We start from the raw sequence: 21918 nt of genomic DNA on the forward strand, positions 1-21918 counted from the left end.
GCTGGAAATCCTTGATCGTTGTTCGTAACTTTGGAGCTGATTTTCCCGCTTATCCAACACCATGACTGCGCCGCTTTCCGTAACTAACAGTGATTTAAGTCTTCTTGCCAAACAACTTGAGGGTGAACTGCATTTCGATAATACGATGCGCACCCTGTACGCAACCGACGCTTCCGCTTACCGTGAAATGCCACTTGCCGTGGCCATCCCGAAATCGGAGGCGGATATCAAAACACTGATCAGATATGCTACGGAAAAACGCATTTCGCTGATTCCAAGAACCGCCGGAACGTCGCTTGCTGGACAGGTTGTAGGGAACGGCATTGTGGTGGACGTTTCACGGAATTTTACAAAAATCCTGGAAATAAACGCGGCCGAAAAATGGGTCCGTGTGCAGCCTGGTGTGGTGCGTGACGAGCTTAATATGGCTCTGAAACCTTATGGACTTTATTTCGGGCCGGAAACCTCAACGGCTAACCGCGCCATGATCGGCGGAATGGTCGGAAACAATTCATGCGGCTCCAATTCTATCGTTTACGGCAGCGCCAGAGAGCATACATTGGAAGTGAAAGCAATCCTGGCAGATGGTTCGGATGCAGAATTTAAGCATATAAAAGGAGCGGCTTTCAAAAATCTGCTGACAAGTGCGCAACAGAAAAACGGAAGCGCGACGCTTTTGGATAAAATCTATCTCGAAACAAATGAAATTTTACAATCCCCTGTAAACCAGGATGAGATTAGAAGAAACTTTCCAAAGCCCAGCATTGGCAGAAGGAATACGGGTTACGCATTGGATATGCTGCTTCATACCGAGCCATATTCTAATCAAAACGCCCTTGGTGAGCCAGCACAGCCATTTAATATGTGCAGCCTGATCGCAGGCTCGGAGGGAACATTATGCTTTCTGACAGAAATAAAGTTAAATCTCGTTCCGCTGCCGCCAAAAACGCAGGGGTTGGTTTGTGTGCATTGCGATACGATTGACGAAGCATTAAGAGCGACGATTCTGACCCTAAAATATCAACCGCACGCAGTTGAATTAATAGATGACTATGTCCTTGAATGTGCCGCTACGAACGCAGAGCAGAAGAAAAATGCATTTTTTGTAAAAAATAAACCTGACGGTAAATATCCGGCCATCCTGGTTGTGGATTTGTCGCGGGAAACGAAGGAGGAGGTTGAAGCGCTTTCTACAGAAATGGTCAAAGAGTTACAGGATGCGGGCATGGGTTTCCATTATCCGTTGCTCTTTGGTGACGATACAAAGAAGATCTGGACATTAAGAAAGGCAGGCCTGGGACTTCTCGGCAACATTCCGGGTGACGAAAAAGCGGTTGCGGTGATCGAGGATACGGCAGTTGATGTTTACGACCAACCCGATTATATCCGCGATTTCAATGAAATTTTGAAAAAACATGGCATGTCGGCGGTGCATTATGCGCATGCAGGAACGGGCGAGATCCACCTCAGACCTATCATTAACCTCAAAACCAGCGAGGGACACCGCCAATTCAGGATGATCGCGGAAGAGATTGCAGACCTGGTTAAAAAATACGATGGCTCGCTTTCCGGAGAGCATGGCGACGGGCGGTTAAGAGGAGAATTTATCCCGAAAATGGTTGGTGAGCACAATTACCTGCTTTTCAAAGACATTAAGAGGGTGTGGGACCCTAACAATATTTTCAATCCGGGAAAGATTGTGGATACGGCGCCGATGGACACTTTCCTGCGCTACGAAGCCGATCAGCAAACACCCGAATTCAAGACTTACTTCCGTTTTCAGGACCAGGATATTTTGCAGCACGCTGAGCAATGCAACGGTTCCGGCGACTGTCGCAAAACCCAAATGAGCGGCGGGACAATGTGTCCGAGTTTCATGGCTACCCGCAACGAAAAGGACACGACACGTGCACGGGCCAACATTTTAAGAGAGATGCTGACGCGTTCTCCGAAAGAAAACCGGTTTGATAATAAAGAGATTAAGGAAGTGTACGACCTTTGCCTGGCTTGCAAAGGCTGCAAAGGAGAATGTCCTTCTAATGTGGATGTTGCGAAATTGAAAATGGAATTTTTGCAGCAATATCACGATGCAAACGGCATTCCGCTACGCTCCTGGCTGGTAGGGAATTTTTCAAAAATGACAGGCATTGCTAGCTATGTTCCCTGGGCTTATAACCTTGTTTTCAAAAACGCACCACTTCGGAAGATAGCCAACACCATGGTAGGCTTCCATCCCGAGCGAACTATGCCGCTCCTGCATAGCACCACTTTGAAGAAATGGTATGACCAGCGCAAAGCGGCAAAATCCACAGGTCGGAAAGTGTATCTTTTCTGTGATGAATTTACCAATTATAATGATGTTGAAATTGGCAAAAAATCTATTCTAACCCTTGAAAAGCTGGGTTATGAAGTGATTATTCCAAAACATGCCCCTTCCGGCCGTCCCCAGCTTTCGAAAGGACTTTTGAAGGATGCGAAAAAAATCGCCGAGGAGAACATTAACCTGCTCAAAGACATCATTTCGTATGACACCCCGCTCGTCGGCGTTGAGCCGTCCGCCATTCTGACTTTCCGCGATGAATATCCGGACCTGGTTAGCGATGAGCTTGTGGAAGAATCCAAAAAACTGGCCCAAAACGCATTGCAGTTTGACGAGTTCATTTCACGCGAAATTGAGTTAAAACATATTTCCAAAGATCAGTTTACCAAGGAGAAGCGGTTGATCAAATTGCATGGACATTGCCAGCAAAAGGCCATTTCGAGCATGATACCAACAAAAAAAATGCTTTCGCTGCCGGAAAACTACAATGTTCAGCTCATTCCATCGGGATGCTGCGGCATGGCCGGGTCGTTTGGTTACGAAAAAGAGCATTATGACATTTCCATGCAAATCGGAGAACTGGTCCTCTTCCCAGCCGTCCGCCAGCAACCCGAAGAAGTCATCATCGCCGCCCCCGGAACCAGCTGCCGCCACCAGATCCACGACGGAACCGGTCGCCACGCCATGCACCCGGCAGAGATATTGTGGGAGGCGCTGGTGTAAAGTAAAACAGATTTTTCAAGCACAGGTTTAGCCCAATGCTTGAAAAGTCTCCCCTAATTCCGCCCCAAGTTAAAATTCATCGTCGTTCCTATCCTAAACACCGTTGTTTTATACTTAAAACGCTCGAAGTTACTTACGACTTCGACGCGGAAAGGGAAGCGGATTCCTACGTCGAGGCCGTAGCCTAGTTCGGTGTAGTTGTTGGAGGCTGGGGTGGCCAGGTAATGCAGCATGAAGTTTTCCTTGATGCCGAGTACGCGGAACCAGGTGATTTGGGTGAGCAGGAATTTGCGCAGCTCGCTCAGGATATGGGCTTCGAAAAACTGGTCGGACGTGCTGTAACGATAGTAGTCAAGCATTCTGAATGTTCCGACGGGATCACCAAGCTGAAAGAAAAACCGGTTTCCTGCGAAATGCTGGAAGTCGGGATAGCGGACGGCATTTGTGTTCAGGAATTTTCCGGCACTTAGTTTATAGCTTAGCTTACTCCGGATCCCCGTGTCAAATCCATGCTGGATACCGACCTGCAAAAGGTCGAAATCCACGTCGCTGCCAAAAATATCATTGATTCCTTTGCGGTAATTCAGTGATAACTTCGGCGAATCATCGTCGTAATAGGTTGTCTTTCCATTTTTGGTGCGGTATTTCTGCCAGGGCTTGTAGTTCGCTGTAATTCCGATGGTCAGGGCCTGGTGATTGGTCATTTGCGTGAATGTCTCCGCTGATTCTCCACTCGGGTAAAGCGTAAACGGGTGATTAGAAGTAAATTCCCTGCGTTTCCAGTCGATCCAGCGATATGGATTTGTGTTGTACAAATTGCGTAGCGGGCTGCGGTCGGCGTATTCCATGTTGGCTTTTAGCTCGAAATGTTCGTTTTCACGGGTGGTTGCAAAGTCGAGCCGGACGAACTTCTTTTCGTAAACTTTGATAAAATTCTGCTCCAAAAACAATGTGGTAATAGAGTTCAACAGCGGATGCATTGGGTTTTCTCCGTTAAACTGAGAAACCGTCTGGCCGCCTGATAAGTTGAGTTTGTTGCTTTTCCAGCTATAATCAATTCCGCCAAATGCCATTAATTTCTGCCTGGCAAACGAGTAACGGGTGAGCGCATTAATGGACAATTCCTGCCCTTGCCGAACAGAAAAGCGCTTAACACCATCAGAACCAATCTGGACCCCTTCCTGATTCTTCTTTGGATCACCCCCTTTATAACGCAGCTTAAAACCGCCACCATTCAAAACCAATCCCTCAACCGTGTTCACCTGCGCACCCAGCAGCGGCGTCACATAATCCAGCCGCCACGGACTTTTCTTGCCCAGCCGGAAGCTGTGACCGGTAAAAATATCGCCTACAAAGCCCAGCCCCCCGCCTTTCTTATTGTTTTTAGAAGTGTCGGATTTGGCAACTTTCAAACTGTCTTTCTGCTCCTCAGTGCCTTTGGTCATCACCACAATGCTATCCAGTCGCGTGTAACTTTTCACCTCCGCCGTCGTCAACGGGACCGTTCGGATGGAATCCCAAAAGGCGGTGCTGCGCATACTGGCCATGGAATCCACGACTGTCGTATCGTTTCTCGTGAAGTTCAGGTCTATGTCCTCTCCTTTCTCCTCTTTTGTTTTCAGGTCCTGCTTTTCATATTCCTTCATGAGCTTGCGCAGGTTTTTGGCCGAAAATTCCTTTTGCTTACTGACCACTTCCTCCAATTTCTGCGTCTTGATTTCCCGCCCAGTAAGCTTTACCTTTTTCGCTTCGTCCTTCTGCTTTTTATCATCCACCACAACAATGTCCGGCCGGAATGCAGGATTGATCTTAATGTCGGAAAACGATTGAGAAATCACGAAATCCCCTTTTCCTTTTAAACCATAAATGCCTCCCTGCACATGAAACTGCTGATTAACAGGCATCCACACGCCTTGCACCGGACTGTAAACCTGCTTGATATCAATAGTAAAACCCGTATTAACGGTCGTCAGATCGAGGCTGTAAATGCTCCACTCATCTTCTATAATATGAATGGTCCCTTTGTAAACGCCTTCGCCATAGGCGCGCGGGGTTACTTTTATTTTATTTACTTCAATGCCATTTTCACGAAAAGCGCCCTGATACTCAAATTTATAATAAGCAAATGCACGGGGCGACAGCGGGGAAACGGCCTTAACAACTTCGGGCTGGTAAAAGCTTGTCAGCAGGTAAGCATTCGGGTTTGCGAAATCCTTATCCTGACTGTTCCGGGCGGCGATAACCTTCTGTTTGTAGGTGTTAGGCTGTTTAAATGTTACCTCGGAAACGCTTTCATTGAGGATAGGAACGCCTTTTTTGAAATTCGTCTCCTTTTCCATCTCCTTTAATTCCTTTTTATACAAAAATTCCAAAGGAAGATCGGTGATCACTATGGAAGATTTGGAGTAGGCTTTGGCCTTATAACTGTCCACTTGGAGCAAATGATAGCGGCTTTTGGCAATGGCGCGGCGCATAATGGTGTACGCAGGATCTTCGTCGCGGCTTCCTATACGCACTTCGCCCAGGTTCAGCGCCTGTTCTTCCATGGTCAGGTCAAAGGTCTCCATCCTGTTTTCGACCGTAAACGCTTTTTGCCCGGTTTTGAAACCTAAATATTGAAAAATGACCTCATAATAACCCGGTTTCAGGTCCAGCTGATAACGTCCTTCTTCGTTGGAAATGGTGCTGATGGATGTGCCTTTGACAACAATTGCGGCAAACGGCAGCGGCTCCCCTTTCCTGGTTTTGATAATCCCCTTGATCCCGCCCGACGAAGTGCCTTGCGAAAAGCATTGACCAGCAATTAGTAAGAAAAGAAAAACGATAGTAAAGTAGCGTTGGAGCATAGAAAGATCGGGGCCCGGATGTAAGATGCCTGTTGTATGTCAACAAGATGCATTTAAATATAAACGGGTTGCATTAAAATGCCAACAGATTTTTCCGATCAGTTACATATCCGCAAATTCCCAGGCACTCTGGTAGGCGCCCAGCGCTTCGGCGTAAGAAATAAAGTCTGAGTAAAAGGGCAGATTCGAGAGCGTGGCGCTGTCGCCGATCACGACCAGTTTTTTGCGTGCCCGGGTCATCGCCACATTCATACGGCGAATGTCAGAAAGGAATCCGATCTCGCCCTCGGGATTGCTGCGGGTCATGCTGATGTAAACAATGTCGCGCTCCTGACCTTGAAAACTATCGATCGTGTTGACTGAGATTTTTGATATAAATGGCTGTAAAAGAATATTATGAGTCAATTGCTCTTTCAATAAACCAATTTGCTCTTTATATGGAGAAATGACTGCAATGCTTGGAAACTCGCCGGTATTGAAGCTTTTGGCCTGCATCAACTCGGTCACATATTGAGTCAAATGTTTGAATAAAAATGCGGCTTCATCCGGGTTCGTAGAGCTGGTTCCTTCGAGTTTTTCATCATAACCGCAGCCTGCCGTGTCAATAAAAGCCAGTGCACTATCCGAGGGAAAAACCAGGTGATGCGCGACAGCCTCGTTGGCTTTCAGTTTATTTTGATAAAAGATTTGAGATGAATAACCCATAATTGCTTCATTCATCCGATACTGCTCTTCGAGTAATGTTACGGATTCCGGATGCAGCGCGACGCATTTTTCCAGCAATGTGGTGGCCAATCCATTTTTAGCAGCCTCGGCTGACTTAATGGTGGGCGCCAACTGAAAATGATCACCTGCCAGCACCACTTTTTCGGCTTTCAGGATAGGGATCCAGCAGGCCGGTTCCAGTGCCTGTCCGGCTTCATCAATCACCACTGTTTTGTATTTCAAATTGCGGACCGTATAATGGTTAGCGCCCACCAATGTGGCGGTAATCACCTGCGCCTTGCCCAGAATATCCTCTATCGCATATTGCTCCACGCTCCCAACCTCTTTCATGATCTTGTGGGCTTCATCAAAAAGCGCTTTCCGCTGGTCGCGTTCGGCTTTTCCAAAATTGCGCTTGTATTTATGTGCGAGGTTTTTGTATTCGTTTGCCTGCTTTTTGAGCGCCTTAATGTCCTTCATCCGCACGTGCTGCGAGATTTTACTATCCAGTGTGAGCGACATCAAGCGTTCCGAAACACGCACCGGGTTACCAACCCTGAGCACATTCAAACCCCCGTCTGTGAGCTTTTCACTGAGCAGATCCACAGCCGTATTACTAGGCGCGACTACCAGGATCTGCTGGTGATCCTGTTTGATCAAAGCCTTTATCGCCTGGACCAATGTGGTCGTTTTTCCGGTCCCCGGAGGGCCATGCACAATGGCAAGATCCGACGCGGAAAGGATTTTATGAACAGCCTCATCTTGTGAGCTGTTTAATTTGGGGATCGTTATTTTGGGAAGTTCGTCGTTGAAAGAAGGTGATTTTTCTCCGGTCAGAATTTTGACCAGACGGCCCTCTTTTTCATTTTCAAGCAATGCAGTTGCGGCCTTAATCGCACCTTGCATTTCGTCGTAACTATTGTCATCAAAAAGCAGATCGATGCCCAGCTTTCCATCGCGTGACCATTCGGGAAGCTCATCCGTCCGAAGCGTGATTTTGAGCCGGTTACCACTCTGGTGCGTAATAATGCCTTCTAACCTGTCCTGCTTTGGCTCGTGATTGGAAAACAAAACAGCCGGCATGCCAAACCGGAGCTGATGGGGAATATCCTGGTGTGTGGTGCGTTCAATTTCGACGGTCAAATAGTCGCCGCGGCTCATTTCCGAGCCTCTTATGGCAATGGGATACCAGCTTAACCCGCTCGCGCGCCGCTCGGAAACCGATGACCTTTCGGTAAGTCGCTGGTAAGCAAGCCTGTCTTCTTCCCTTTCAGTTTTAAGTAAATCGAGGAGGTTTTTGAAATAATCCATGCACAAATAAAGTCAGGAAAACTGGTTTTAGTGTATCATCGCAGCATCTGCACCTTGCTGCACTTCCACTTTTTCCTTGATAAAACGCCTGCCAAAAACAAGCATAGAAAGCGCCAGAAGCGAAGATCCGGCCATTGAAGCCACCATTGGAATAACGGATGGCTCTTCAAAAATACTGATCACAATGGATATCAATGTGCCCATTCCCATCTGAAAAGCCCCCATTAATGCGGATGCGCTGCCTGCATTTCTTGTGAAAGGAGCCAATGACAGCGCGGCGGCATTGGGATAGGTGTAACCAATGCAGCAAAGAAAGAAGAACAGAAAAACGATCACGACCGGAAGTGTCAGCAAGCCGGCCAATGCTGCTGCGAGAAAGGCGAAACTGACAATGACCTGGCAAATCAGCGCCGTATTGACAACTTGCTCGCTGGTGAATTTTCTCAAAAACAATGTATTTAATTGACTCGAACCAATAAAACCAACCGAAAGAAAAGCGAAGATCCATCCGTAAACCTTGCCATCTGTATGGAAAACCTCCATAAAAACCAGCGGAGAGCCTGCTACATAGGCGAACAGACCGGAGAATGCAATCGCACCCGTCAACGCGTAAGTGTAAAACTGCGGCTCCCGGATCACTTGCAGAAAATTGAGCAGAATGGGTTTTGGCTTTAAAGAAAGGGTTTTATCCGGCTTGTAACTATCTGGCAGCCAAAGCACCGTTGCCAGAAGAATGGCGACACCCATGCCTGTCAGGATCCAGAACACGGCATGCCAGCCGAATGCATCGGTAACATAACCGCCCACGGTAGGTGCGATCATAGGGGAAACGCCAACAACAAGAAGCAACAACGAAAAAACCTTTGCATTATCCTTCACCGGAAACAAGTCCCTAACCATTGCAACGGACGCGACCGTAGCTGCGCAGCTTCCTATTGCCTGGATTACCCGCAGTAAAATCAAATCATTAATGCTATTGACCATTGCGCAACCCACTGAGGCCAGAATGTAAACTACCAACCCGATGAACAAAGGCTTTTTACGACCAAACCTGTCAAGCAGCGGCCCGTAAAGGAGCTGACCAACTGAAATCCCAACAAAAAATCCGGATAATGAAAGTGAAACCTTGGCTGCTGTGGTGTGCAGGTCTCTGGCAATGGCCGGAAAACCGGGCAGATACATATCAATTGAAAAAGGCCCGAGTGCCGTTAAGCTGCCTAGAATCAGGATGAGAAAGAAATATGTTTTTTTGGACATTATGGAGTGATGTGGCGTAGCAGTAGGCCGTATAACGCGGATATGCTTTGGGTGGTTCGGGGTAATTGGATTTTTCTTACTCGCCGGGCACAAAAAAAGAGGCTTCTTTTTAGAAGCCTCGCTCTCTATTCACTACTATAATCGCGTTTCAGGCAGCGATCCAGTCCAACTTCTTATAAACTTCGCGCTCGCTTTCGCTCACTGCGTATGGAACCTTGTTTTTTAGATAAATAATGCAACCGGGTCCTTCTTGTATCGGTGCTATTTTAACTACGTCTTCTTTGTGAATGATGATATTAATGAGCTTTTGGCCCAGCAATTGAAATGTACCTGATTGTACCATGACTAATTTAAAGATAATAATTACTTATGCGATGCCGCTTACAGGACTATCAGACTTCGAATACAACAGGAAATAATTTTCTGAAATTGAAAAATAGCTAAGATCAGTTCTGTTGCTCATTTGAAGAAAATCTGCAATTTCTTTCTGCGCGTCCATTTCGTTTTGTGCGTCAGAAACTGTAAGAACTGCTCCAGGCTTCAATGTATTTATTGCGTTATTACCAAGTGTAGCGATCATGTTATATTCGAAATTAAGAGTTAGTCGATGTAAACTGTTTTGCAATGGTCGGTTAAATAAGCATGCCAGCACGGCCAGCAGATTCGCTATTTCTGTGGTTTCAAGAGTGATTTTTGTCTAAATAAAATAAAACCTGATAAGCAAAATACTGATTTTGAACATTTTGTAAAAATTAAAAAAAATTTACGCTATGTGCTGCAAAAATGAAAACTAAACCCGTTTTGCTCCTAAAATAAGCACCCGGATTTCTGCAAATCAGTTACGTTTAAAAGACACTTCGGTCAACAATTTCCGCAGTTCATAGGTCAGTTTCTGAACTCCGGCAACCTTGCTTTTTCTACGATTATCATTCCGAACAACTTTGCGTCAAACCAAGGGACAAATGAAAATCGGCTTTACACTTCTGCTTCTTATTCTTACATCAGCTGCAATAGCCCAAACCTCCATTTCGGGCCGGGTATCGGATCACAAAGGCCAGGCACTGCCCGGCGTCAACATTTACCTGAAAGGCACTTATGACGGAACCACTTCCGGTGCGGACGGCCGTTTTGCTTTCACTACAACCGAAGCTAAAAACCAAATATTAACCGCTCAGGCGATCGGTTTTAAAAGTCAGGAACTGGTTCTGGAACTTCGGGGACAGCCTATAACCACGAACATTGTGCTCGCAGAAAGCATTAATCAACTGAATGCCGTGACCATCTCTGCTGGGGCGATGGAGGCCGGTGATGAGAAAAAATCGGTGGTGCTCAAACCGCTCGACATTGTAACAACCTCCGGCGCCATGGGCGACATTACGGGTGCATTACTCACATTACCAGGCACTTCCACCGTAGGCAACGACGGGCGGCTGTTTGTACGCGGCGGTGATGCCTCGGAAACTTCCATTTTTATTGATGGCCTGCAAGTGGGAAATGCATTTGGCAGCACAACTTCCAATGTCCCGACCCGCAACCGGTTTAGCGCCAATTTATTCAAAGGATCATTTTTCAGCACAGGTGGTTACTCCGCCGAATATGGGCAGGCGCTGTCATCGGCTTTGGCATTGAATACAGTGGACCTTCCGCTCAGAAACCAGGGAGATGTGAGCATTATGTCACTGGGCGGCGGCTATACGCAAACATTGGTGAAGGACAACCGCGCATTGACTGCCTCGGCAAACTATTACAATCTGGCCCCTTACCAATCGCTCGTGAAGCAAAATTTTGATTGGGAAGAAGCGCCGTCGAGCTGGGATTCGGAGATTTCGCTGCGTCGGAAATGGGGAAATGCGGTGACGGGCAAATCGGGTTTTATCAAAGCCTATTTCCACACAGAAGGCAGCAATATGGTGATCTGGCAGAAAGTCCTGGGCAATGATGGGCGCGGCGATCGGGTTAAGCTCAACAACCGCTATCATTATGGCAATGTTTCTTTCCGGCATTCGGGAAGCAAAGGCTGGCTCTTTTATGGAGGCGCGGCGCTGTCCGACAATGGGGATGCCATTCAGTTCAATGCGGATGATATCCGGCAGGTTAACCGGATTTTTCATTCCAAAGCAGTCGCCGTTAAAGACTTCTCTGCGCAGTTTTCTCTCAAAAATGGCTTGGAATATTATGCCAAAACCTACTCGGAAGCATTGCCCGACCAGAACCTGGAAAGGCAGTTTACGGATCACCAGTTCAACCATTTCGTGGAAGCGACTTACTATTTCAGCAACCGTCTGATTATGGTAGGCGGGCTGCGGAGCGGGCACAGCACATTGGCAAAAGAAACATGGTTCACACCGCGCTTTTCAGTCGCCTATAAGCTGAATAATCAGGGGCAATTCTCTTTTGCAGCTGGGAAGTTCAAACAACTGGCAGAAGAAAAGCTGCGGGTGCGCCAAATGGACTTAAAAAATTCAGCGGCAACGCATTACATTCTTAATTACTTCACAGTCAACAACAACCGCACATTCCGCGCGGAGGCTTTTTATAAAAATTACGACAATCTGGTGACTTACAAAGGCGTGGCGAGCGATCCTAAAAACCTTGCTCTGAATGGTGCGGGCTATGCTCGAGGCGTTGATTTTTTCCTGCGCGACAAGCAAACTATAAAGGATACCGACTTCTGGATCACGTACAGCTTTGTGGACAGCAAGCGCAGGTTTGCGGCCTATAAAACCAAAGTCCAGCCATCATTTGCACCCAGACACAATGGCTCGGTCGTGGTGAAACATTTTGTAACGGCTATGAAATCCCTGCTGGGAACATCCTGGTCGTGGAACAGCGGCTATGCTTTTGATGATCCTAATCTGCCCGGTGAAATGCAGCGCAAAACGAAGCCATATAGCGATCTGAGTCTGAGTATCAGCTATCTGCCCAAACCCAATGTGATCCTCCATGTGGCTTGCTCCAATGTTTTGGGAAGGCAGAATGTGTTCGGCTATCAATATGCGACGCAGCCGGATGAATCGGGTTCCTATGCAAGCAGGCCCGTGGGACAAGGCGCCAAGCGCTTCCTTTTTGCCGGACTTTTCATCACAATTTCAAAGGATAAAAAAGCCAACCAGCTGAACAATTTATAAAGCACCGCGTAGCATTCACAAATCAATATCAAGTCGGCTATAAAGCATCATTTTAAGAACTATTAATCTTTTCAAACATGAACATTATGAAAAAGCAAGCCCAGATTATCATCCTTTTGTTACTATCATTCTTTACCGCTTCGGCACAGGAATCGCCTTATCAGAAAGCAATGAAAAAGGAAATTGCGAAACTTACTTCAACCGACTCACTTCCTGTTTTGCAGCAATCGGCAAATGCCTTCGGACGGATCGCGGAGTTGAATCCGGGAGAATGGCTGCCGGTTTATTATCAGGGACTTGCGTACACATTTCAGGCCATGGACAAATCGCTTTCGCTGGATAAGAAGGACGAGGCGCTGGCTAAGGCGGACGAGCTGGCTCAGAAAGCCGACGCATTATCCAAAAACAATACAGAAGTCGTGGCTTTGCAGGGTTTTATATTGATGGCCAAACTCAATGCAGATGCTGCAAATCGCGGGCAAAGCTTGTCGGGTCCGGTGTTGCAGACGTTTGGCAAAGCACGTGCGATGGATCCCAAAAATCCACGTGCTTATGCGTTAACGGCCCAAATGGAATATGGAATGGCCAAATTTTTCGGCTCCGGAACCGAAAAAGCTTGCGGATATGCGAAGGAAAGTCTGGCTATATTTGCTTCACAGGATGAGCCGGCGCTCAAAGCCGCCTTGATGCCAACCTGGGGCAAAGGCCTGGCCGAACAAATGGCCAAAAGCTGTCAATAACGAGCATAGCAACGTAAAACAATCCTTTCTGACACCAATCATTCATGAAAATCACCACACGGGGCTCGAAAAAATTCTGGAATTTCTCTCCGGCTTTTCTTGCGGGAAACCTGCTGATCGCGCTCGCGATTTCCGTCGGCTCTTTTGCAGAATGCATTGCGACTGGGGAAGGTTACCGGGATCTTGCACAGGACATTCTGATTTCATTCGTGATGTCGACGACGCTGAGTTATGGCGGATTTTTGATGGAGGATTATTTTGATAGGACGATTTCCTGGATCCAATATCCCGTCAAAAGGCTTATTCTGGAAAGTCTGTGCTATTTCCTGTATGTTTTTTGTGCGAGCATTGTCATCATTTTCCTGTTCCAGTTTTTTGTAATTAAAACGTTTACATTAAATAACATTCCGAGGAACAGACTGGTTGGCTGGACGCAGTTTCCGATGAAGGTCTCCTTTGTGATCCTGTTCATATTAATCAGCCGGTCGTTCCTGCTGGAATGGCGCACGGCGGCGATTGAATCGGAGCAGCTGAAAACGGAGCGGTTTGCCCAGCAATATCAGTCGCTGAAAGACCAGCTGAATCCGCATTTTTTATTCAATTCACTCAATGTGCTGAGCAACCTCGTTTACGAAAATCCGGACACGGCGGCGAAGTTTATCCGGCAGCTTTCCAGCATTTACCGGTATGTGCTCGAAGTCCAGCAGGAAGAGTTGGTGACATTAAAACAGGAATTGGGTTTTGCGGAAAACTATCTATCCTTACAAAAGATCCGTTTTGAAGAAAGCCTGCAATATCACATCCGTGTGGATGTCCATGCAACCGGCTCCTTACCGCCCCTATCGCTCCAACTATTATTGGAAAACGCTATCAAGCACAATGTGGCTTCTAGGGAAATGCCATTGCGAATCAATATTGAGCTCATTAACAATCAGTTGATTGTCAAGAATAATGTCCAGCTCAAAAGCAGCTTGCCGGAAGAATCAACCGGCATCGGACTTTCTAATATCAGCAAGCGCTACGAGCTGCTGAGCAAAGAAAATATCGCTGTCAGCAATGCCGACGGCCAATTTACAGTAACATTACCATTGCTTTTTCCATGAAAATTCTGATCATCGAAGACGAAAAACCAGCCGTAAGGCGCTTAATTCAGTTGATCAACCAGCAATTGCCGGAAGCGCAGGTCATCGCCAGTCTAGACACGGTAACGGCTGCTATTCAATGGTTTGGAAATAATCCTGAACCCGATCTGATTTTTCTTGACATTCAGCTTGCCGACGGAATTAGTTTCGAAATTTTCGAAAAAGTAAAGGTCACTGCACCGATCATTTTCTGCACGGCTTACGACCAATATGCCATCAAAGCATTCAAGCTCAACAGCATCGATTATTTGTTAAAGCCCGTTGACCCCGAAGAACTTACACATGCACTGAAGAAATTCAAATCAGGCAAAAATCAACCTGCCATTTCTCTCGATCAAATCCGCAGCCTGATCCAACCCGCCACAAAAACATTTAAAACACGCTTTCTCGTAAAACTGGGCGAGCGTATACAGACCATTGACATTCAAGACATTGCCTTCTTTTACAGCGAAGACAAAGTGACCTTGCTTCAAACCCGGCAGGGAAAGAAATACACATTGGATTATATTCTCGATGAGATTGAAGAAATGGTCTCGCCAGAGCAGTTTTTCAGGATCAACAGGAAATATATCAGCTCCATTTCTGCGATTAAAGACGTTTTCACTTACTCCAACAGTCGGCTGAAAGTACATCTCGAAAACAGCGCCGATCAGGACATTCTCATCAGCCGCGAGCGCATGGGGCCTTTCAAAACCTGGCTCGGACAGTAACCCGGCACGGATTTTTAAAGCGTTGTCTCTCACAATAATTGATCATTTTCGACAAAAGATATGAGAGCAATCTGGTCCGGGGCCATCGGATTTGGCCTTGTCAACATTCCCGTAAAATTATTCAGCGCGACCCAACAGGCTGAGCTGGATCTGGATATGCTGGACAAAAAAGATCACGCTAACATTAAGTATCAGCGTGTGAATGCCAATACAGGCAAGGAAGTGGACTGGGACGACATTGTGAAGGGCTATAAGGTTGAAGATGAATATGTTGTCCTGGACGATAAGGATTTTGAAAAAGCCAGTCCGGAAAAAACCAAGATCATCGAAATTGCTGAATTTGTCAATGAAAAAGACATTGACAGCATTTACTACGAAACACCTTACTATCTGCAACCCGAAAAATCGGGCGGCAAACCGTATGCATTGCTGCGCGATGCGTTGAAAAAAACAGGAAAGGCTGGTTTGGGCACTTATGTTTTGCGGAACCGCGAAAGCCTGGTTTTAATCAAGGCTGCTGGCGATCTTTTGATTTTGAATAAAATAAGATTTCAGGACGAAATACGCGAAACGGAGGAGCTAACCATTCCGGATGTGAAGATCAAGCCTGCGGAAATGGCCATGGCTGTGCAGCTTATCGAGCAGCTGACGACGGATTTTGACATTTCGAATTACAAAGACACTTATAATGAGTCGCTGCTGAAACTGATCATGGCGAAGGCGAAAGGCAAAAAACCGGCAACGCCGAAAATGAAGATCGTGCATTCGAAAAGCAAGGATCTGATGGCCCAGTTGAAGGAAAGTTTGAGCGCACCGAAACGAAAAGCATCGTGATATGAAAAAGAAAGCGGAACTGACACACCTGGACAAAATCTATTGGCCGGACGAGCAGATTACGAAAGGCGAATTGCTGGAATATTACAGTGAGATAGCGCCTTACATTATCCCTTATTTAAAAAATCGCCCCTTATCACTCCGCCGCAATCCGAATGGCATCAACGAACCCAGTTTTTTCCAGAAAGATGCCGGTGACAATGTTCCGGATTGGATCAAAACAGAGGAGATCCTGGCGGAATCGACTGGAAAAATGGTGAATTATTTCATTTGCAACGACCTCGAAACGTTGCTTTACATTGCCAATATGGGATGTATTGAAATGAATCCATGGAATTCCACCATTAATAAGCTCGATAACCCCGATTATATTGTGATGGACATTGACCCGTCCGATAAAAATACATTTGAAGATGTGGTAGACGTTGCGCTGGTGATCAAGGAGATCCTCGATCAGACTGGTATGACGGGTTTTTGCAAAACTTCCGGGTCCAGCGGGCTGCACATTTACATTCCTTTTGGCAAGAAATATACTTATGACGAAAGTCGTGTTTTTGCCGAAATCCTCGCAACGCTCGTTGTAGAACGTCTTCCGGAACTCACAACACTGGAACGGTCGCTTTCGAAACGCAAGAAAGATCAGATTTATGTCGATTTTCTGCAAAACAGGATCGCGCAGACACTCGCATCCGCATATAGCGTACGCCCGAAACCAGGTGCAACCGTATCCGCGCCGCTCGAATGGAGCGAGGTGAAACACGGACTTAGCCCCAAGGATTTTACCATTAAAAACATGTTGAAACGGGTCGAAGAGAAAGGTGATTTGTTCAAAGGCGTTTTGGGTAAAGGCATTGACATGCAGAAAGCATTACAAAAAATGGAGGCGCTGCACGGGGAGTAACCGGATTTCAATGAAGATCGCATGGGGAGATGTTTTGAAGTAATGGTTACTTTTATCGCTTCAACCATAACCTAATCCCATGCAGTTTTTAAAACTCAGCAAAACCCTGCGATCACCACTGGCAGCCATGTGCATTGTGGCTCCCTTAATCCTTGCAACGGCCTGTAAATCCGAAGAGAAAAAAGACGAAGCTGCCACAGCAACGGACAGCACAACCAGAAAACCGGTTGTGATAGGCTACGTTGGCGGCTTTCGCGGGCTGGTCAATACAGATCGCATTGAAGTGGACAAGTTGACCCACATTAACTATGCATTTGTAGATGTTCAGAAAGGAAAAGCGTTTTTGACCAATGAAAAAACTGATTCCACCAATTTCCGCAAGCTCAATTTGCTGAAAGAAAAAAATCCCGATCTTAAAATCCTGATCTCCCTGGGTGGCTGGACTTGGAGTGAAAATTTTTCCGACGCAGTTCTGACAGAAGCTTCCAGAAAAATATTCGCAGCAAGTTCTGTTGATATTATCAGGAAATACGACCTCGATGGTGTGGACATTGACTGGGAATATCCCGGAATGCCGGGTGAAGACGGCAACGTTTACAGACCTGAGGATAAGCAAAACTTCACTTTAATGTTCGAGGCGATCCGTAAAGAACTGGACGCTTTTGAAAAAGAATCGGGCAAGAAAAAGCTGCTTACGACCGCTGTTCCCGGCTTTACTTCTTTCCTGAAAGTAGTTGAAATGGGCAAAGCAGCTGCATTTTTGGATTATGTGAACATCATGACCTATGACCTTTTCCAGGGCGACACAGCGGTCCATCATGCCGCATTATATTCGTCTGATATTTATAAGGCAAGCCATTCGGTGGATAATGCTGTAAAAGCATTTTCTGCGGAGGGCGTTCCGATGAATAAGCTGGTTGTTGGCCTTCCCTTCTACGGGCGTATGTTCCGCGTTGCGAAGTTGGATAAAGGCCTGGGCCAGAAACACATCAAGCAAGAATATGTGGACGGTTATACCATGATCAAAGACAGCATGGTAAACAAAAAAGGCTTTAAAGAATACCGTGACGAGGTGGCAAAAGCGCCCTACTTGCTCAACGCCAAGACCGGAGACGTTTTGAGCTACGACGACGAGCAGTCTGTGAGAGAAAAATGTAAATATGTTTTAGATAAAAAACTCGCCGGGGTGATGTTCTGGGAATACAACTCAGATTCAAAAACATATCTCCTCGACGAAATAGACAAGACATTTAACTAGAACAAGCTCCATTGTTCCAGTTCGTGATATCCTTCTTTTAACTCGCCGATCCGGAACCGGTTCACAAATTCGTGCGCCTTTCGGGTCGGCTCAGGGAGCCGGTGCTTGCCGAGACATTGCATTGCAATGTCCATGCTGTCTTTCAGGCTCATTTTGTGACCGGGGGAAATAAAGACCGGTTTTACATTATCCTTGCTCCTTAATGCAAATCCAATTGTGTCGCCTTTGTCGGTTACCAGTGAATAGTCGCCTCTTGTTTCACCGGGATCTGCATAAATCCCGGCCAGCTTTTTCTTGGCACAACCCATCGTAACCGAATCGGTAAGGACCCCAAAATGCGTTGCAATCCCCATTCGCCGGGCATGTAAGATGCCGTTGCCATCGAACATGATGCAATCGGGCTTTACGGGAAGCTGCTCGTAAACCTTTAACAGGCCCGGAATCTCCCGAAAGGCGAGAAAACCTGGCACATAAGGAAAAATATTGGTGGTTTGAACGAGTGAATAGGAAATAGGTTTCAAATCAGGATAACTCAGCACGACCATCCCGGCATAAACCGTATCGCTGTAAAGGTCCAGTGAAATATCAGCCCCCGCAATGGTCTTGATCCCCCCTTCCATGGGCGAAAGCTTCACAATGCCTCTCAGCTTCTCCTGTATGGCCGTAGCTTCAGCAATCGTCAATTGCCCATAGTTTGATTCCGGTGTTTCAATATTATTATTCATATACAACTGGCATGATATTCTTTGTATAACCTAAAAACATCTCAGGTTCATTAAAAAATCAAGCCATCCTCATGGAACAAGTTATTGTTAAGCGTAAATGGGCAAATTGGAAATTCATCGCCTTCGTTGTCATTCTCATAGCTATTTTTATCAAATTCTTTGTGCTCGGTGACGGCGATGAAAATGCGCCGGTAACCGTAGAGCTGGACTTGCCGAAGGTAGCGCTTCGCAGTGTGGAAGAAGTAGAAGCCGTTTTAGGCAAAGGAACATTGGACAGCTATTATAAAGACGAGGTGGCCGGCTGCGAAAAATGTCCCAAAATGATTTACCGCGAGGGGAAAGTCGAGATCATTTATATTAATGAAATCGCCGATCAGATCCAGCTTAATAAGCTGTCAGATTATGATTTTGAAGATCGTGTTGTGCTTGGTATCCTTAACTTAAAAAAGAACATTAAGCCCAATATCGACGATAAGCAACTGAAAAGGTGGGATAACTACGAAAAATATTCCCAGATCTCAGCATTCGGTAACGGCAGCAAGATCGAGTACATTCTGATCAAAGCTAAGACCGAATAGCATATTGAATGATTTCAAAGATTAAAGGAGAACCAAATGGCTCTCCTTTTTTGTGACTTTTAGCAAGAGATCAACTCACAGCTGTGATACCGGTGTGGCTAAAAGTTTCCTTAATCTGCTTCAAAGAAGCTTTCATGGCTAACAGCATTGCTTTTTGAAAATTCGGCCCGAAGCTAACCCTGGCTACGCCCAGGTTTTGGAGTTGTGTCAGTTCGGGCGTTCCTTTCGTGATTAATATGTTTACAGGGACAGGAAACTCTTTAACGAGGGCCGCTATGGCACTTTCTTCTTGTACTAATATGGGATAAATGCCGTCCGCACCAGCGTCTGCATAAGCGCATCCACGCTCGATGGCCAGTTTCAATTTCTCATCATTTGTAAGTGTGCTGGGTTTCAGGAAAACGTCTGTCCGGGCATTAATGAACAGCCGCACACCAGCCTTTTCCGCCGTTTTCCGGATCATCCTGATCCGTTCAGCTTGCAGGTCCAGGGGCAGTAGCTGATTGGTTTTCGGATCGCGGTCTTCGATGTTGATGCCGGCTACGCCCGTTGCTAAAATCTTTCTAACATTTGCCCTTAATCCTTGCAGATCAGTCGCATAACCGGATTCAATATCAGCAGTAACCGGCACTTCCACAGCATTTACGATCTGGCTGATGACATTTAACGCCAGCTCAAAAGGAATCTTTTCGCCATCCTGATAACCATGGGCACGTGCAATAGCCGCACTAGCAGTGGCAACAGCCGGATAACCGGTTTCTTCAAGTAATGCAGCACCTGTAACATCCCATATATTAGGTAAAACAAGCATCTGCTTACTGTAATGCAGCTTTTTGAGCAGATCCGCTTTTTCGGATTGTGTCCCTTTCCTATTCATAGCATCTCAATTATTTTACAGGCCATTGATCTGTGATGGCAATGCGGTTCCAGGCGTTAATCGTGACGACGCCCATCACAACGGCTTTCGTATAAGCTTCCCCTAATAAGGCCACGGCATTGTTATACACTTCGTCGCTAACACCGTGGTCGGCAATGGACGTTACTTCCTCGGTTAATGCTAAAATGGCACGCTCCTCTTCCGTGTAAAGTTCAGTCTCGCGCCACGCGTTGAGCAGATAAATGCGCCGTTCCGAGAGCCCCAGCTCTCGCGCTTCCCTTGTATGCTTATCAATGCAAAAAGCGCATCCATTGATTTGGGAAGCCCTTATTTTGATGAGTTTGTAATGTATTTTGTCCAACCCCGATTCGGAAATGTATTTTTCCAAACCTCTCACGGCTGCATAAGCTTTGGGGTCTATATCAATTGTTAAATTCCGCTTTAACATGCTCCTAATATATAATCTAAGGTTGCTCAGCAGACAAACTTAACAGACAACAGGACTACAAAACTGATCCATTTAAGAATTTCTCAGTAGTCCAATTGGGTGTGGGGCGTTGCAAGAGTAGGTTAGAAGAATTACAAGTAATAAGCCCCCTCAGCCCTGTCACCCTGAGCGGAGCCGAAGGGGGCGTTACTGCTTGGTTGTAACGCCCTTCGGCTCCGCTCAGGGTGACAGGGGTGAGGAGGCTACCTTTGGGGTGACAGCCCCTTCGGCCGCCCGGTCCGCTCAGGGTGACAGGGGCTAGTGACTTATTATGACCAATGTCGCCCTCAAATCACCTTCAACTCCGGATCGTAAAATCCCTTCCAAATCTCAATTGTCTCTTCCAATGTTTCCGGAGGGGCGGCTAGGTATGCCTTAATTTTGGCGAGATTTTCGGAATGGGCGTCTTTGGCGGTGTATTTGATGAGATCGACGAGCAGGGCGTCGATTTTGGATGTGTCGTTGCGCCAGTTTTTACTGTATTTGGTATACCATTCTTCATTTAAAAATACAACGCCCGAATAACGGTAAACGTCGGAAAACCCGAATGCATCGATCACAACTGGTTCTGTCGGCCATTCTTCATCCAGAGCCTTGTCGCTGAAACGCTCACGCCCGTCGCCCAGCAATGCAATAAATCGATATGTCTTAACTGTCATAAGTCTCTTGGTTGAAGTTTTTTAAAGTGTCTCAATTTGCATAATTACTAAACACCATCGAAAATATTATTCCTGACTGAAAGAATCGGAGATAATTGACATGTCCAGTTTTAACCAAAATCTGAACGTGATGTGATAACGTGTCCCATTTTAGCCAAAAAGTGGACATAAGTTGATAATGTGTCCGGAAAATGAACAGATATTTACATTATGATACGCATCTCAACACTCCCCCTCATTGAAACTACCGCGCAATTTGATGCGGCTACGCTTATTTTGCTTGTTGATGTTCTTTTTGTAGGGGATACGCCCCGCAAAATGCGAGAGCATATTAAGGCTAATCATGGCGGGTTTATTTATGACAAGAAAACATTCATTCCCATCACATTAACAGGCACGCCCGGAAGCCTTATTGCCAATGCCGGGACGCCGATTGTTTTCAAGTTCGACAACGGTTTCCAGAATGACTATCATTTCAACGGCAACTTGGATGCGGCTATTTTTCACAAAAAACTATACGACATTTCGCATCTGGCCGGCGAGGCTTCGATCCAGTTTGTGAAAGAAGAGGAATTCATTGTCGAGCGTTATCTGTCAGGAGCCCAAGAATATGTTGAGCCGGAAAAAGAGGCAAAATTGCTTGCGCCTGTCGTGAAAATGCCTGCTATCGGCCAAAAAGCGATGAAAGGTTTGGCGCCGGTCAGGAAATAGCACGAC

General features: G+C 46.3%; 19 protein-coding genes. 10 read left to right on the forward strand and 9 right to left on the reverse strand.

What is annotated here, in order from left to right:
* The first annotated feature begins 61 nt into the window (after window positions 1-61).
* Window positions 62-3043, forward strand: coding sequence for an FAD-binding and (Fe-S)-binding domain-containing protein (locus tag G395_RS0102445; RefSeq protein WP_026628613.1), 2982 nt, complete (start codon window positions 62-64; stop codon window positions 3041-3043).
* 53 nt (window positions 3044-3096) lie between these two features.
* Here the strand turns inward: G395_RS0102445 and G395_RS0102450 are convergent, their stop codons facing one another.
* The 5 genes from G395_RS0102450 to G395_RS0102470 all read right to left on the reverse strand — a co-directional run bounded on the left by G395_RS0102450 (window position 3097) and on the right by G395_RS0102470 (window position 9742).
* Window positions 3097-5889, reverse strand: a complete 2793-nt coding sequence (locus G395_RS0102450) for a DUF5686 and carboxypeptidase regulatory-like domain-containing protein (protein ID WP_026628614.1) — start codon at window positions 5887-5889, stop codon at window positions 3097-3099.
* A gap of 102 nt (window positions 5890-5991) precedes the next feature.
* Entirely contained in the window at window positions 5992-7905 is a 1914-nt protein-coding gene (locus G395_RS0102455) for an AAA domain-containing protein (protein ID WP_026628615.1), read from the reverse strand.
* 27 nt (window positions 7906-7932) lie between these two features.
* Window positions 7933-9162 carry a multidrug effflux MFS transporter gene (locus tag G395_RS0102460; protein ID WP_026628616.1) on the reverse strand — a complete coding sequence of 410 codons (1230 nt, stop codon included), beginning with the start codon at window positions 9160-9162 and terminating at the stop codon, window positions 7933-7935.
* A gap of 148 nt (window positions 9163-9310) precedes the next feature.
* Window positions 9311-9505 (reverse strand): hypothetical protein, encoded by a 195-nt coding sequence (locus G395_RS0102465; protein WP_026628617.1) that lies wholly within the window; start codon window positions 9503-9505, stop codon window positions 9311-9313.
* A 24-nt stretch (window positions 9506-9529) separates the two neighbouring features.
* Complete coding sequence (locus tag G395_RS0102470; protein ID WP_026628618.1) at window positions 9530-9742, reverse strand: hypothetical protein; 213 nt, start codon at window positions 9740-9742, stop codon at window positions 9530-9532.
* A gap of 382 nt (window positions 9743-10124) precedes the next feature.
* On the opposite strand from G395_RS0102470, the gene G395_RS0102475 reads away from it, so the two are divergent.
* The 7 genes from G395_RS0102475 to G395_RS0102505 all read left to right on the forward strand — a co-directional run bounded on the left by G395_RS0102475 (window position 10125) and on the right by G395_RS0102505 (window position 17875).
* On the forward strand, window positions 10125-12290 hold the full coding sequence (locus G395_RS0102475) for a TonB-dependent receptor (protein ID WP_026628619.1): 2166 nt from the start codon (window positions 10125-10127) through the stop codon (window positions 12288-12290).
* Between the two features lie 86 nt (window positions 12291-12376).
* Window positions 12377-13030, forward strand: a complete 654-nt coding sequence (locus G395_RS0102480) for a BRO1 domain-containing protein (protein WP_026628620.1) — start codon at window positions 12377-12379, stop codon at window positions 13028-13030.
* A 44-nt stretch (window positions 13031-13074) separates the two neighbouring features.
* Window positions 13075-14133 (forward strand): sensor histidine kinase, encoded by a 1059-nt coding sequence (locus G395_RS0102485; protein WP_026628621.1) that lies wholly within the window; start codon window positions 13075-13077, stop codon window positions 14131-14133.
* The gene (locus tag G395_RS0102490) at window positions 14130-14882 is read left to right on the forward strand and encodes a LytR/AlgR family response regulator transcription factor (protein WP_026628622.1); all 753 of its coding nucleotides are present in this window, start codon (window positions 14130-14132) and stop codon (window positions 14880-14882) included. The genes G395_RS0102485 and G395_RS0102490 overlap by 4 nt, the downstream gene beginning before the upstream one ends.
* A gap of 60 nt (window positions 14883-14942) precedes the next feature.
* Complete coding sequence (gene ku / locus G395_RS0102495; RefSeq protein WP_026628623.1) at window positions 14943-15716, forward strand: non-homologous end joining protein Ku; 774 nt, start codon at window positions 14943-14945, stop codon at window positions 15714-15716.
* 1 nt (window position 15717) lies between these two features.
* On the forward strand, window positions 15718-16617 hold the full coding sequence (gene ligD, locus G395_RS0102500) for a non-homologous end-joining DNA ligase (RefSeq protein WP_026628624.1): 900 nt from the start codon (window positions 15718-15720) through the stop codon (window positions 16615-16617).
* Between the two features lie 79 nt (window positions 16618-16696).
* Window positions 16697-17875 carry a glycoside hydrolase family 18 protein gene (locus tag G395_RS0102505; RefSeq protein ID WP_026628625.1) on the forward strand — a complete coding sequence of 393 codons (1179 nt, stop codon included), beginning with the start codon at window positions 16697-16699 and terminating at the stop codon, window positions 17873-17875.
* On the opposite strand, the gene G395_RS0102510 is transcribed toward G395_RS0102505, so the two are convergent.
* A complete protein-coding gene (locus tag G395_RS0102510) occupies window positions 17872-18600 on the reverse strand; it encodes an endonuclease V (protein WP_026628626.1) in 729 nt (242 codons plus the stop codon). The two genes, G395_RS0102505 and G395_RS0102510, sit on opposite strands and share 4 nt — an antisense overlap.
* 71 nt (window positions 18601-18671) lie before the next feature.
* On the opposite strand from G395_RS0102510, the gene G395_RS0102515 reads away from it, so the two are divergent.
* On the forward strand, window positions 18672-19178 hold the full coding sequence (locus G395_RS0102515) for a hypothetical protein (RefSeq protein WP_051349926.1): 507 nt from the start codon (window positions 18672-18674) through the stop codon (window positions 19176-19178).
* Window positions 19179-19248: 70 nt separating this feature from the next.
* Here the strand turns inward: G395_RS0102515 and G395_RS0102520 are convergent, their stop codons facing one another.
* The 3 genes from G395_RS0102520 to G395_RS0102530 form a co-directional block, all read right to left on the reverse strand.
* On the reverse strand, window positions 19249-20055 hold the full coding sequence (locus G395_RS0102520; RefSeq protein ID WP_026628628.1) for an isocitrate lyase/PEP mutase family protein: 807 nt from the start codon (window positions 20053-20055) through the stop codon (window positions 19249-19251).
* Window positions 20056-20065: 10 nt separating this feature from the next.
* Window positions 20066-20503: a carboxymuconolactone decarboxylase family protein gene (locus tag G395_RS0102525; protein ID WP_026628629.1), complete on the reverse strand. Its 438-nt coding sequence runs from the start codon at window positions 20501-20503 to the stop codon at window positions 20066-20068.
* A 326-nt stretch (window positions 20504-20829) separates the two neighbouring features.
* A complete protein-coding gene (locus tag G395_RS0102530) occupies window positions 20830-21201 on the reverse strand; it encodes a hypothetical protein (RefSeq protein ID WP_026628630.1) in 372 nt (123 codons plus the stop codon).
* Window positions 21202-21411: 210 nt separating this feature from the next.
* Here G395_RS0102530 and G395_RS0102535 point away from each other — a divergent pair, with 210 nt between their 5' ends.
* Window positions 21412-21912 carry a hypothetical protein gene (locus tag G395_RS0102535; RefSeq protein WP_035360221.1) on the forward strand — a complete coding sequence of 167 codons (501 nt, stop codon included), beginning with the start codon at window positions 21412-21414 and terminating at the stop codon, window positions 21910-21912.
* Window positions 21913-21918 lie beyond the last annotated feature (6 nt).

The organism is Dyadobacter alkalitolerans DSM 23607 (assembly GCF_000428845.1).
In the GTDB taxonomy this organism is placed as follows: Bacteria; Bacteroidota; Bacteroidia; order Cytophagales; family Spirosomataceae; genus Dyadobacter; species Dyadobacter alkalitolerans.

Coding starts and splice junctions, on each gene's coding strand:
- G395_RS0102445 (WP_026628613.1), top strand. CDS start 62: ATGACTGCGCCGCTTTCCGTAACTAACAGTGATTTAAGTCTTCTTGCC.
- G395_RS0102450 (WP_026628614.1), bottom strand. CDS start 5,889: ATGCTCCAACGCTACTTTACTATCGTTTTTCTTTTCTTACTAATTGCT.
- G395_RS0102455 (WP_026628615.1), bottom strand. CDS start 7,905: ATGGATTATTTCAAAAACCTCCTCGATTTACTTAAAACTGAAAGGGAA.
- G395_RS0102460 (WP_026628616.1), bottom strand. CDS start 9,162: ATGTCCAAAAAAACATATTTCTTTCTCATCCTGATTCTAGGCAGCTTA.
- G395_RS0102465 (WP_026628617.1), bottom strand. CDS start 9,505: ATGGTACAATCAGGTACATTTCAATTGCTGGGCCAAAAGCTCATTAAT.
- G395_RS0102470 (WP_026628618.1), bottom strand. CDS start 9,742: ATGATCGCTACACTTGGTAATAACGCAATAAATACATTGAAGCCTGGA.
- G395_RS0102475 (WP_026628619.1), top strand. CDS start 10,125: ATGAAAATCGGCTTTACACTTCTGCTTCTTATTCTTACATCAGCTGCA.
- G395_RS0102480 (WP_026628620.1), top strand. CDS start 12,377: ATGAAAAAGCAAGCCCAGATTATCATCCTTTTGTTACTATCATTCTTT.
- G395_RS0102485 (WP_026628621.1), top strand. CDS start 13,075: ATGAAAATCACCACACGGGGCTCGAAAAAATTCTGGAATTTCTCTCCG.
- G395_RS0102490 (WP_026628622.1), top strand. CDS start 14,130: ATGAAAATTCTGATCATCGAAGACGAAAAACCAGCCGTAAGGCGCTTA.
- ku (WP_026628623.1), top strand. CDS start 14,943: ATGAGAGCAATCTGGTCCGGGGCCATCGGATTTGGCCTTGTCAACATT.
- ligD (WP_026628624.1), top strand. CDS start 15,718: ATGAAAAAGAAAGCGGAACTGACACACCTGGACAAAATCTATTGGCCG.
- G395_RS0102505 (WP_026628625.1), top strand. CDS start 16,697: ATGCAGTTTTTAAAACTCAGCAAAACCCTGCGATCACCACTGGCAGCC.
- G395_RS0102510 (WP_026628626.1), bottom strand. CDS start 18,600: ATGAATAATAATATTGAAACACCGGAATCAAACTATGGGCAATTGACG.
- G395_RS0102515 (WP_051349926.1), top strand. CDS start 18,672: ATGGAACAAGTTATTGTTAAGCGTAAATGGGCAAATTGGAAATTCATC.
- G395_RS0102520 (WP_026628628.1), bottom strand. CDS start 20,055: ATGAATAGGAAAGGGACACAATCCGAAAAAGCGGATCTGCTCAAAAAG.
- G395_RS0102525 (WP_026628629.1), bottom strand. CDS start 20,503: ATGTTAAAGCGGAATTTAACAATTGATATAGACCCCAAAGCTTATGCA.
- G395_RS0102530 (WP_026628630.1), bottom strand. CDS start 21,201: ATGACAGTTAAGACATATCGATTTATTGCATTGCTGGGCGACGGGCGT.
- G395_RS0102535 (WP_035360221.1), top strand. CDS start 21,412: ATGATACGCATCTCAACACTCCCCCTCATTGAAACTACCGCGCAATTT.